The organism is Massilia sp. BAP21, assembly GCF_057801335.1.
Genome location: NZ_CM173596.1, coordinates 1480120 through 1491557 on the forward strand (window position 1 = coordinate 1480120; position 11438 = coordinate 1491557).

General features: G+C 64.6%; 10 protein-coding genes. 6 read left to right on the top strand and 4 right to left on the bottom strand.

Features of this window, described 5'->3' with window-relative positions; translation table 11 throughout:
• Nucleotides 1-83 precede the first annotated feature (83 nt).
• The 6 genes from ACWYRN_RS06535 to ACWYRN_RS06560 are packed head-to-tail and all read left to right on the top strand — an operon-like array spanning nucleotide 84 to nucleotide 6286.
• On the top strand, nucleotides 84-1103 hold the full coding sequence (locus ACWYRN_RS06535; RefSeq protein ID WP_488691661.1) for an ATP-grasp domain-containing protein: 1020 nt from the start codon (nucleotides 84-86) through the stop codon (nucleotides 1101-1103).
• Nucleotides 1100-2296: a phosphoribosyltransferase domain-containing protein gene (locus tag ACWYRN_RS06540; protein WP_488691662.1), complete on the top strand. Its 1197-nt coding sequence runs from the start codon at nucleotides 1100-1102 to the stop codon at nucleotides 2294-2296. Before ACWYRN_RS06535 ends, ACWYRN_RS06540 begins: the two co-directional genes overlap by 4 nt.
• Nucleotides 2274-3026 carry an HAD family hydrolase gene (locus ACWYRN_RS06545; protein WP_488691663.1) on the top strand — a complete coding sequence of 251 codons (753 nt, stop codon included), beginning with the start codon at nucleotides 2274-2276 and terminating at the stop codon, nucleotides 3024-3026. Before ACWYRN_RS06540 ends, ACWYRN_RS06545 begins: the two co-directional genes overlap by 23 nt.
• Nucleotides 3023-4114 carry a cysteine protease StiP family protein gene (locus ACWYRN_RS06550; protein ID WP_488691664.1) on the top strand — a complete coding sequence of 364 codons (1092 nt, stop codon included), beginning with the start codon at nucleotides 3023-3025 and terminating at the stop codon, nucleotides 4112-4114. The genes ACWYRN_RS06545 and ACWYRN_RS06550 overlap by 4 nt, the downstream gene beginning before the upstream one ends.
• Nucleotides 4107-5030, top strand: a complete 924-nt coding sequence (locus tag ACWYRN_RS06555) for an HpcH/HpaI aldolase/citrate lyase family protein (RefSeq protein WP_488691665.1) — start codon at nucleotides 4107-4109, stop codon at nucleotides 5028-5030. The genes ACWYRN_RS06550 and ACWYRN_RS06555 overlap by 8 nt, the downstream gene beginning before the upstream one ends.
• A complete protein-coding gene (locus ACWYRN_RS06560; RefSeq protein WP_488691666.1) occupies nucleotides 5027-6286 on the top strand; it encodes a TerD family protein in 1260 nt (419 codons plus the stop codon). The genes ACWYRN_RS06555 and ACWYRN_RS06560 overlap by 4 nt, the downstream gene beginning before the upstream one ends.
• A 36-nt stretch (nucleotides 6287-6322) precedes the next feature.
• Here the strand turns inward: ACWYRN_RS06560 and ACWYRN_RS06565 are convergent, their stop codons facing one another.
• From ACWYRN_RS06565 to fusA, 4 genes are all read right to left on the bottom strand, one after another.
• Entirely contained in the window at nucleotides 6323-7252 is a 930-nt protein-coding gene (locus ACWYRN_RS06565) for a hypothetical protein (RefSeq protein WP_488691667.1), read from the bottom strand.
• A gap of 180 nt (nucleotides 7253-7432) precedes the next feature.
• Complete coding sequence (rpsJ, locus tag ACWYRN_RS06570) at nucleotides 7433-7750, bottom strand: 30S ribosomal protein S10 (RefSeq protein ID WP_036209000.1); 318 nt, start codon at nucleotides 7748-7750, stop codon at nucleotides 7433-7435.
• A gap of 198 nt (nucleotides 7751-7948) precedes the next feature.
• Nucleotides 7949-9139, bottom strand: a complete 1191-nt coding sequence (tuf, locus tag ACWYRN_RS06575; protein WP_229435987.1) for an elongation factor Tu — start codon at nucleotides 9137-9139, stop codon at nucleotides 7949-7951.
• Between the two features lie 84 nt (nucleotides 9140-9223).
• Nucleotides 9224-11329: an elongation factor G gene (gene fusA / locus ACWYRN_RS06580; RefSeq protein WP_488691669.1), complete on the bottom strand. Its 2106-nt coding sequence runs from the start codon at nucleotides 11327-11329 to the stop codon at nucleotides 9224-9226.
• Nucleotides 11330-11438 lie beyond the last annotated feature (109 nt).

Here is an 11438-nt window from a genome sequence, read left to right on the forward strand (position 1 = left end):
GACCGGATCGCAGGCGTCATGCGACGCCTGCCCTTGCCCCGCCCGCGTGCGGGGCAGCTTTTACCTGCTACAAGAAGGACTTCATGCGCGTCTGGTTCAACCGTACGTTCTCGTCCGTCTACGCCGCGATCGAACTGATCCGCCGCGACGACACCGAAGGACGCTTCCACATCGTCCACAGCAATCCCAATTCCCGCACGCCGGCCGCGCGCCTGGCCCACGAATTCCACACCGAACCGACCGGCCTGGAACCCGACCAATACGTCGACTGGTGCCTCGCCTTCTGCCGCGAACGAAAGATCGACATCTTCGTCCCGGGACGCGAAGCCACCCTGCTGGCCGGCGCCCACGACCGTTTCGAGGCCATCGGCACGCGCGTGCTCAGCACCGCCTCGGCCGAGACCCTGCAGTTCATCCACGACAAGGCCCGCTTCTACGAAGAAGCCGTGCTGCCCGAAGCCCCGGTGGCCGCGTTCCGCCGCTTCGAGAACGCCGCCGAGTTCGAAGAAGCCTACGACGCCCTGCGCCGCCGCCACGCCAAGCTGTGCGTGAAGCCTTCGCACTCGATCTACGGCCTCGGCTTCGCCATCCTCGACGAACACCGCAGCAGCGCCGAACTGCTGCTGGCCGGCGCCGAATACCATGTGTCGCTCGACGACTTCCGGCGCGCCCTGCCCGCCATGGGCCAGTTCCGCACGATGCTGCTGATGGAGTATCTGGACGGGCGCGAATACAGCGTCGACTGCGTGGGCGACAATGGCCGCCTGGTGGCAGCCGTGGCGCGCCGCAAATCGGCGCAATCGGGCAGCGGCCAGCGCATCGACCAGCGTGACGACATCCTGCAGGCCACCGCCAGCCTGGCGCGCGCCTATGGCCTGAACGGCTATTTCAATGTGCAGTTCCGCGAGGCCGCAGGAAAGCCGCGCCTCCTCGAAATCAACCCGCGCATGTCGGGCGGCATCGGCATGGCCTGCGTGGCCGGCCCCAACCTCCCGTACATCGCCCTGCGCGGCTTTGCCGACGGCTTCGACCGGGTCGAGGTGGCGCCGGTGCGCAACGGCATCCGCGTCGGCGAACTGTCCCAGGCCCTGGAGCTGGCATGAACGCGCGCAGCGATCCCGGCCTGTCGGCCAAACGCAGCGCCGAACTGCCGACCGGCCGGCTCGACGTCACGCTCACCAAGGGCGCGCACGAACTCGACGAGCTGCTCGGCTTTGCCGCGCGCGCCAACGCCAGGCGCGGCTTTCTCTTCCTGAGCAAGGTGCTGGGCAAGCACTGGCCGGTGCGTCCTTCGGCGATGCTGGCCGTGCACGAGCGCCTGGCCGCGGATATCCCCGCCAGCGAGGGCCCGGTGCTGTTCATCGCCATGGCGGAAACGGCGATCGGCCTCGGCCAGGGCGTGTTCGAAGCCTGGCTGCGCGCGAACCCGGGGCGCGAGGCGCTGTTCGTCCACACCACGCGCTACCGCGTCGGCAGCGGCGACATCATCGAATTCGAGGAAGCGCACAGCCATGCGCCGCGCCAGTTCCTGCACATGCCGGAAGGCGAGCACGAACGCGGCCTGCTGCTGGGTGCGCGCAGCATCGTGCTGGTGGACGACGAAGCCAGCACCGGCAACACGTTCGTGAACCTGGCCGCCGCCTGCCGGCGCCTGAACCCGTCGATCGAGCGCGTGCACCTGAGCGTGATCGTGAACTTCATGGGCGCCGCCGCCACCGATGGCTTGACGGCGCGCTTCGGCATTCCGACCACCATGGGCGCCCTGATCGAAGGCGAATACCGCTTCGCGGCGGCCGACATTCCGGTGGCTGCAGTGCTCAATGCCGCGCCGGCCCAGCGCTACGATGCCCAGGCCGAACGCGGCGCCAATCCCGGCTTCGGCCGCCTCGGCCTGGCGCGCCCGCTGCATGCGCCCGAGACCCTGGCCGCGCGCCTGGCGCAGGAGATCGCACAAGGCGCGAAGGTGCTGGTGCTCGGCACCGGCGAATTCATGCACGCCTCGACCCTGCTTGGCGCGGCACTGGAAGCGCGCGGCCTGGACGTGGTGGTGCAGTCGACCACGCGTTCGCCCATCCTGACCTGGGGTGCCGTGTCGCATGCCTTGACCTTCCCCGACAACTACGGCGAAGGCATCGCCAATTACCTGTACAACGTGGCGCCCGGCCAGTACGACGCCGTGCTGGTCTGCCACGAGACGCCGCCGAACGCTGCGCTGCTGGACGCGGCGCACCAGCTCGGCGCGCGCCTGTTCCATTATCAAACCGAGGACCACGTTGAAGAAGTTCCTGTTCGCTGACCTGGACGACACCCTGTTCCAGACCCTGGAAAAATGCGCGGTGCGCGAGAACCTGGAGCCGGCGGCGTATTACGCCAACGGCAGCGTCTGTTCCCTGACCACGCCGGCCCAGCGCGCGTTCTTCGCTTTCGCCAGCGAGGGCATGACGGTGATCCCGACCACCGCGCGCAGCATCGACGCCTTCCGCCGCGTGCACCTGGGTTTCAGCAGCTACGCGATCCTGAACTTCGGCGGCGTGATCCTGCAGCCCGACGGCAGCATCGACAGCGCCTGGCAAGCGCGGATGCACGAGAAGATGACGGCCGCCCTGCCCGGCCTGCAGCAGCTCGGCGCGCGCATCAACGCCCATGCCGTGCGCACCGGCTTCAAGGGCCGTGCGCGCCTGGTCGAGGATGCCGGCACGCCCTTCTTCATCGTGGTGAAGGACCCGGACAAGGTCGTGGCCAACCTGACGCCGATCGAGGACGAGGTGGTGCGCCCCTGGATCGCGGACGGCCACGGCGACTACTGCGTGCACCGCAACGGCAACAACCTGGCCATCCTGCCGACCGCGCTGGACAAGGCGAACGCGGTGGCCTACGTGCGCGAGCGCCTGGTGCGCGAGCATGGCGAGATCATCAGCTTCGGCATGGGCGACAGCCGCTCGGATGCGCGCTTCATGGCCGACTGCGACTACGCCATCATCCCGCGCCGCACGCAGCTGTCGAAACTGACCGTGGAGGCGCTGTGAACTTCTCCGGCAGCTATGCGGGCGCCGACGTCACGTTCCTGCTCAAGCCGCTGCCGCTGGCCGACTTCGTCGAGGATGTGGGCGAAAAGGAAAAACTGATCCAGTCCGGCCGGCGCCACTACAGCGAGATGCTCTCGCCCGAGCGCCTGCCCTCGCCACGCTACGAAGCCGTGTTCGAACAGGCCTGCGCCGCCAATGGCGAGCGCATGGCGCGCGACTGCCTGGTGCTGGCCGGGCTGATTGCCGCACGCCGCCAGGGGCCGGTCACGCTGGTCTCGCTGGCGCGCGGCGGCACGCCGATTGGCGTGGTCTTGCGGCGCCTGCTCGAACGCGTGCACGGCCGCAGCACGGCCCATTATTCGGTCTCCATCGTGCGCGACCGCGGCATCGACGCCAACGCCCTGCGCCACATCCTGGCACGGGGCCATGCGCCGGCGTCCATCGTCTTCGTCGACGGCTGGACCGGCAAGGGCGTGATCGCGCGCGAGCTGGCGGCATCCGTCGAACGCTTCAACATTGACAACGGCAGCGCCATCGACAGCGGCCTGCACGTGCTGTCCGACCTGGCCGGCAGCGCCGCCTGCGCCGCCTCCTGCGAGGATTACCTGATCCCGTCGAGCATCCTGAATGCGACGGTGTCGGGCCTGGTCAGCCGCTCGGTGCTGAACGAAGCCATCGGCCCGGACGATTTCCACGGCTGCGTGCTGTACAGCGATTTCGCGCCGCAGGACCGTTCGCGCGCCTTTGTCGACGCACTGGAAGAACGCGCGCTGGCACTGGCGGAAAGCGCCCCTGTCGCGGCGCAGGCCATCGACACGCAAGCCGCCGCCGAACGCTCGCGCGCCTACATTGCGGCCGCCATGGCGCGCTACGGCATCGGCGACGTCAACCTCATCAAGCCCGGCATCGGCGAAGCGACCCGGGTGCTGCTGCGCCGCGCGCCGCGCCTGCTGGTGCTGCGCGATCCCCAATCCCCTGCCACCGCGCACCTGCGCCTGCTGGCCGAAGAAAAAGGGGTAGCGGTCGAGGTCGACCCGCAACTACCCTACCAAGCTGTTTCCCTGATCAGGAGTGCATCGGATGCATAAATCGATGGGCGCGTCGCTGTACGTGCCGGCCAACCACAAACATTTGCTCGACATCGCCAACGGCGAAAAGCTGCCCGGCGTGCGCTCGCTGATCTTCTGCACCGAGGACGCCGTTGCCGACCGCGAACTGAGCTGGGCGCTGTTCAACCTGGCCGTGGTGCTGGAGAACATGCGCACGGACGTGGCGGCCGAGCGTTTCGTCCGCGTGCGCAATCCGGAAGTGCTGGCGCGCGTGCTGGCCATGCAGGGCGCGCACAAGCTGACCGGCTTCGTGATCCCGAAAGCCACGCGCCACAACCTGGAGTCGTATGTGAAGCTGGTGCGCGGCACCGACCACATGCTGATGCCGACGCTGGAGACCGCCGAGGTGTTCAGCGAAAGCGAAATGGAAGCCTTCCGCGACCTGCTGCAGCAACCCGGCATCCGCAACCGCATCCTGGCGCTGCGCATCGGCGGCAACGACCTGCTGGCCCTCCTGGGGCTGCGGCGGCCGCGCGGCATGACGATCTACCGCACGCCGCTGGGCCCGGCGATCGCCCGGCTGGTGACCATCTTCCGCCCCTACGGTTTCGCGCTGACGGCGCCGGTGTTCGAGCACCTCGACCTGCCCGCACTGCTGGACCAGGAAGTCCAGGAAGACCTGGCTTACGGCATGGTCGGCAAGACGGCGATCCACCCGACCCAGGTCGCGCCGATCGAGGCGCACTACAAGGTGAAACCGCAAGACCTGGAAGCGGCGCGCGCGATCCTCGACCCGAACAGCCCGGCCGTCTTCAAGCTGCACGAGTCGATGTGCGAAGTGGCCACGCACCGCGCCTGGGCCGAGCGCATGGTCGCGCAGTCGCACCTGTTCGGATCCGACCCCACCGAGGCGCCGGGCTGGCCGGCCGCCTTTATCGAAAAGGAAAACACATGAACACCTTTGCACGCGGCCAGAAAGGCAAGCTGGCGGACCTGGGCGCCGGCACGCGCTTCCCGGTCGAGATCGACATCAATGCGCCGGGCATGTCGGTCGACGTGTCCTGCTTCGGGCTGGACGCCGCCGACAAGCTCTCGGACGACCGCTACATGGTTTTCTACAACCAGCTGGCCAGCCCGGGCGACGCGGTGCGCCTGGCCCTCTCGGGCAGCAAGGCGAGCTTTGACGTGAACCTCGACGCCTTGCCGGCCTCGATCGCCAAATTGGTCTTCGTGGCCGCCATCGACGGCACGCAGACCATGCGTGCGCTCGGCGCCAGTTCGCTGACCCTGGGCAGCGCGCTGCGCTTCCCGTGGTCGGGCAGCGACTTCGGCGACGAAAAGGCGGTGATCGTGGCGGAACTCTACCGGCGCGACGGCCAGTGGCGCTTCGGCGCCGTGGGCCAGGGCTTCAATGGCGGCCTGTCGGCGCTGCTGGCGCACTTCGGTGGCACCGAGGCCAAGCCGGCGTCGCCGTCGCCGGCGGCTCCTGCCGCACCGGCCGCACCTGCTGCGCCAAAGGTCTCGCTGTCGAAGATCACGCTGGAAAAGCGCGGCGACAAGGTCTCGCTCGACAAGGCGGCCGGCCGCGGCTACGGCCGCATCCACGTCAACTTGAACTGGAACCAGTCGTCGATGTCCAATCCAGCCTCAGCGCCGGCGCCGGAACGGACCGGCTTCCTCGGCCGCATCACCGGCGCCCTGGGTAACGCAGGCCGGCCGCGCCGTCCGGGCGGCGGCATCGACCTGGATCTCGGCTGCATGTTCGAGCTGGCCGACGGCCGCAAGGGCCTGGTGCAGGCGCTCGGCAATGCCTGGGGCGACTACGATGGACTCCCCTACATCAAGCTCGACGCCGACGACCGCACCGGCGCGGCCACCGGCGGCGAGAACCTGTGGATCAACGGCGACCAGTTCGACCAGATCCGCCGCGCGCTGATCTTCTCCTTCATCTACGAAGGCGTGCCGAACTGGTCGGCCACCGACGGCGTGGTGACGGTGGCGGTGCCGAACCAGGCCCCGATCGAGGTACGCCTCGACCAGGGCGGGCGCCAGATGATGTGCGCGATCGCCATGATCGAGAACCAGGGCGGTCGCCTGCAGGTGACCAAGATGGTCGAATACTTCGAGCAGCAGGGCCGCACCAGCGCGCACGAGATGATGGACCAGCGCTTCGGCTTTGGCTTGCGCTGGAAGACCGGCAGCAAGGATTGAGTCGCCACCCATGACGATGGCGGCTTCTTTGCTGGCTTAAGCTGAAGGCGCGGCGCGCTGCAGGGCCGCGCTCAGCAGCTCCGGACGGTCCAGGTACAGGAACACATACGCCGGCGCCGGTTTCTCCAGCTGGTAAGTGATGATCGTCACTGGCCGCTCCCGGCGCAGGCGCAGCACCACGTTCGGCGCATCGAAAGGCGACACGGTCACCGTATCGCGCTTCGCCACGCCATGGCGCTTGCACCATTCATCCGGTTTTTCGCCGACGCTCTCCACACGCTCGATCGCACCCAAGGGAATCAGGTCAGATGCGCGTGCGCCGATCGACAAATCGAGCGCATCGCCGGTCAGCACATGCCCTTGCGCACCGCGCACCAGCCAGCGGTCAGCCGCCACATACATCAGGATCGAGGCGGCGGACAACAGCGAGCACGTGTGCAGAATGCTACGCACCCCGGGATTGTCGATGAAGAGCGAAGCAATTGCGGCATCCAGCGGCAGTTCGATGCAGGCCGAGAAGACGGCAATCGCGAGTACGGTCGTGTAGGAGCCGCGTTCGGTATAGGTCAGCACGGTGCCGGCCGGGCGCGGCGCGTGCGGCTGGCGGCGCATCCAGGCGAAGAAGGCCCGGCGCATCGCGCGCTCAAACCGGTACAGGGCCAGGAACTCGGGCGGAAAGGCCGCGCCCACGCGCTCGCGCCAGGACGTGCCCTTGCGCGCCACGCGGCGCAGGCGCCCCGTGAAATCGGGAATACCGGCCAAGTCCTTGGCCACGATCAGCAGCAGGGGCAGCATGAACAGCGGCTTGTCGAGAAAGGGCTTGAGGGCGGCGGGAAGGACGATCGACGCCAGGCGCCCGAAGATGAAGACGAGCCAGGCATAGCCCAGCATCTGCCACCAGTTGGTGTCCTGCAGCCAGGTGATCTTCCGTTGTACTGCCTGCCTTACTGCTCCCTGCCCGTCCATGCCGTTCTCCATGCGCGCCAAGAAATCATTGCATGAAGTTTAACACGCTTGGTGTTCGGCAATTTGGATCGGCCGGGGACCCATAAAGCATCGGGGCCGGAAAGTGCCGCCTGTTGGCGGACCCTTCCAGCCCCGATTATTTGTCACCGGTGGATCGCTCCACCAATGGCGAAATCTTGATTACTGCAGTTTGATTTCGACGTCGACGCCAGCTGGCAGGTCCAGCTTCATCAGTGCGTCAACGGTCTTGTCGGTAGGATCGACGATGTCCATCAGGCGCTGGTGCGTACGGATTTCGAACTGGTCGCGCGAGGTCTTGTTGACGTGCGGCGAACGCAGGATGTCGAAACGCTGAATGCGGGTTGGCAGTGGAACCGGGCCCTTGACCACAGCGCCGGTGCGCTTGGCGGTGTCGACGATTTCCAGTGCGGACTGGTCGATCAGCTTGTAGTCGAACGCTTTCAGGCGGATGCGGATTTTCTGGTTTGGAGCGGACATGCGATTTCCTTAGAAAAGAGCGAACCGGTTGTTAAGGCCGGCAATGATTTGTCAGGTGCTACAAGGTGCTACATACAGCAAAGGAGCGAAAGTATATCACCGTTCGTTCCTGGACAGAGGGGGTGGAACCGAAATTCCACCCCCTCTGTTGTGCGAACCGGACGCCCCGAAGGGCGCCCTTTTCACGATCAAACGCTATTAGGCGATGATCTTGGCAACCACGCCGGCGCCGACGGTACGGCCGCCTTCGCGGATTGCGAAGCGCAGGCCTTCTTCCATCGCGATCGGGTTGATCAGCTTGACGGTGATCGACACGTTATCGCCTGGCATGACCATTTCCTTGTCCGCTGGCAGCTCGATCGAGCCGGTCACGTCGGTGGTACGGAAGTAGAACTGCGGACGGTAGTTGTTGAAGAACGGGGTGTGACGGCCGCCTTCATCTTTCGACAGAACGTAGATCTCGCCGGTGAAGTGGTTGTGCGGCTTGATCGAGCCTGGCTTCGCCAGAACCTGACCACGTTGCACGTCTTCACGCTTGGTGCCGCGCAGCAGCAGACCGACGTTGTCGCCAGCTTGACCCTGGTCCAGCAGCTTGCGGAACATTTCCACGCCGGTGCAGGTGGTCTTCACGGTGTCGATGATACCGACGATTTCGATCTCTTCGCCGACCTTGATGATACCGCGCTCGACACGACCGGTGACCACGGTACCGCGGCCCGAGATCGAGAACACGTCTTCGACTGGCATCAGGAAGGCGCCGTCAACAGCACGTTCCGGGGTTGGGATGTAGGTGTCCAGGGCTTCGGCCAGACGGACGATGCACTCTTCGCCCATTTCGCCTGGCTGGCCTTCCAGCGCCATACGTGCCGAACCCTTGATGATTGGCAGGTCGTCGCCTGGGAACTCGTACTTCGACAGGAGTTCGCGGACTTCCATTTCAACCAGTTCCAGCAGTTCTGCGTCGTCGACCAGGTCGCACTTGTTCAGGAACACGATGATGTACGGAACGCCAACCTGACGCGCCAGCAGGATGTGCTCGCGGGTCTGTGGCATTGGGCCGTCGGCGGCCGAGCACACCAGGATCGCGCCGTCCATCTGCGCTGCACCGGTAATCATGTTCTTGATGTAGTCGGCGTGGCCTGGGCAGTCAACGTGTGCGTAGTGACGGTTTTCGGTTTCGTACTCGACGTGCGCGGTGTTGATGGTGATGCCGCGTGCTTTTTCTTCCGGAGCCGCATCGATCTGGTCGTATGCCTTGGCTTCGCCGCCGAACTTCTTCGACAGGACGGTTGCGATTGCAGCCGTCAGGGTGGTTTTGCCGTGGTCAACGTGACCGATGGTGCCGACGTTGACGTGCGGCTTGGTCCGTTCGAATTTACCTTTTGCCATTTTGATCTTCCTTTAAAAGAACGATTTTTACTTTGTGTCGTTATTGTAGCCGCGGCGGACACCCGCCACGGCACACATTTTTTATTACTTGGCTTTCGCGGTCACGATTGCATCGATGACGTGCTTCGGCGCTTCCGAGTAGTGCTTGAATTCCATCGTGTAGGTTGCACGGCCCTGGGTCGCCGAACGCAGCGAGGTCGAGTAACCAAACATTTCCGACAGCGGAACTTCGGCCTTGATGATCTTGCCGCCGCCGCCTGGGATTTCGTCCATGCCCTGCACCATGCCGCGACGCGACGACAGGTCGCCCATCACGTTACCGGCGTAGTCTTCCGGCGTTTCGACTTCGACCGACATCATCGGTTCCAGGATGACTGGCGATGCTTTGCGGCAGCCGTCCTTGAATGCCATCGAACCGGCCATACGGAACGCGTTCTCGTTCGAGTCAACGTCGTGGTACGAACCGAAGGTGACGGTGACCTTGACGTCCACGACTGGGTAGCCAGCCAGGACACCGTTGGTCAGGGTTTCGCGCACACCTTTTTCGACCGCAGGGATGTATTCACGAGGAATCACACCGCCCTTGATGGCGTCGACGAACTCGAAGCCCTTGCCCGGTTCTTGCGGTTCGATGGTCAGGACTGCGTGACCGTACTGGCCGCGGCCGCCCGACTGCTTGACGAACTTGCCTTCGACGTCGGTGACTGCCTTGCGGATCGTTTCGCGGTATGCAACCTGTGGCTTGCCGACGGTTGCTTCCACGTTGAATTCGCGCTTCATGCGGTCAACGATAATTTCCAGGTGCAGCTCGCCCATACCACCGATGATGGTCTGGCCCGATTCTTCGTCGGTACGCACGCGGAACGACGGATCTTCCTGTGCCAGGCGGTTCAGTGCCAGGCCCATTTTTTCCTGGTCGGCCTTGGTTTTCGGCTCGACTGCCTGCTGGATGACAGGCTCAGGGAAGACCATCTTCTCCAGGATGATCGGTGCCGAAGGATCGCACAGGGTTTCGCCGGTGGTCGCTTCTTTCAGGCCGACCGCAGCAGCGATGTCGCCTGCACGGACTTCCTTGATTTCTTCGCGCTGGTTCGCGTGCATCTGCAGAATACGGCCGACGCGTTCCTTCTTGCCCTTGATCGGGTTGTAGACGGTGTCGCCCGAATTGATGACGCCCGAGTACACGCGGAAGAAGATCAGCTGGCCGACGAACGGGTCGGTCATGATCTTGAATGCCAGCGCAGCGAACTTCTCGCTGTCGTCGGCCTTACGGGTGACCGGCTGGTCGTCTTCGTCGGTACCGCCGACCGGTGGAATGTCCACTGGCGATGGCAGGTATTCGATGACCGCATCCAGCATTGCCTGAACGCCCTTGTTCTTGAAGGCGGTGCCGCACATCATCGGGACGATTTCGCCATTGATGGTGCGCTCGCGCAGGGCCTTCTTGATGTCGGCTTCCGACAGTTCGCCTTCTTCCAGGTACTTGTTCATCAGGTCTTCCGACGCTTCAGCGGCGGTTTCGACCAGCTTCTCGCGCCATTCGTTGGCCTGATCGACCAGCTCGGCCGGCACGTCGACGTAGTCGAACTTCATGCCCTGCGAAGCGTCGTCCCAGAGGATCGCCTTCATCTTGACCAGGTCGACCACGCCCTTGAAGTTGTCTTCGGCGCCGATCGGGATCTGCAGAGGAATCGGGTTGGCCTTCAGGCGCGCGCGCATCTGGTCGTAGACCTTGAAGAAGTTCGCACCGGTACGGTCCATCTTGTTGACGAAGGCCAGACGCGGGACTTTGTACTTGTTAGCCTGACGCCACACGGTTTCCGACTGTGGCTGCACGCCGCCGACTGCGCAGTAAACCATGCAGGCGCCGTCCAGGACGCGCATCGAACGTTCCACTTCGATGGTGAAGTCGACGTGGCCCGGGGTATCGATGATGTTGAAGCGGTGTGGCTCGAAGTTGTTGGCCATACCTTTCCAGAAGCAGGTCGTCGCTGCCGAGGTAATGGTAATGCCGCGTTCCTGCTCCTGCTCCATCCAGTCCATGGTGGCGGCGCCGTCGTGCACTTCACCGATCTTGTGGTTCACACCCGTGTAGAACAGGATGCGCTCGGTGGTGGTCGTCTTGCCGGCGTCGATGTGAGCGGAAATACCGATGTTGCGGTAGCGCTCAATGGGGGTAGTGCGTGCCATAATTTTTCCTAAATCTTTGAATGGACAAAACCGGGCAACATTTTGAGATCAAAACGCGCCCGGCCTGAACAACAGATACTGCACGGCCAAGCCCCAGAGGAACCCAGCC

Bases quoted from the DNA above. Each gene is read 5' to 3' on its own strand.
- ACWYRN_RS06565 (WP_488691667.1), bottom strand. From the start codon at position 7,252: ATGGACGGGCAGGGAGCAGTAAGGCAGGCAGTACAACGGAAGATCACC.
- ACWYRN_RS06560 (WP_488691666.1), top strand. From the start codon at position 5,027: ATGAACACCTTTGCACGCGGCCAGAAAGGCAAGCTGGCGGACCTGGGC.
- ACWYRN_RS06535 (WP_488691661.1), top strand. From the start codon at position 84: ATGCGCGTCTGGTTCAACCGTACGTTCTCGTCCGTCTACGCCGCGATC.
- tuf (WP_229435987.1), bottom strand. From the start codon at position 9,139: ATGGCAAAAGGTAAATTCGAACGGACCAAGCCGCACGTCAACGTCGGC.
- ACWYRN_RS06555 (WP_488691665.1), top strand. From the start codon at position 4,107: ATGCATAAATCGATGGGCGCGTCGCTGTACGTGCCGGCCAACCACAAA.
- rpsJ (WP_036209000.1), bottom strand. From the start codon at position 7,750: ATGTCCGCTCCAAACCAGAAAATCCGCATCCGCCTGAAAGCGTTCGAC.
- ACWYRN_RS06540 (WP_488691662.1), top strand. From the start codon at position 1,100: ATGAACGCGCGCAGCGATCCCGGCCTGTCGGCCAAACGCAGCGCCGAA.
- fusA (WP_488691669.1), bottom strand. From the start codon at position 11,329: ATGGCACGCACTACCCCCATTGAGCGCTACCGCAACATCGGTATTTCC.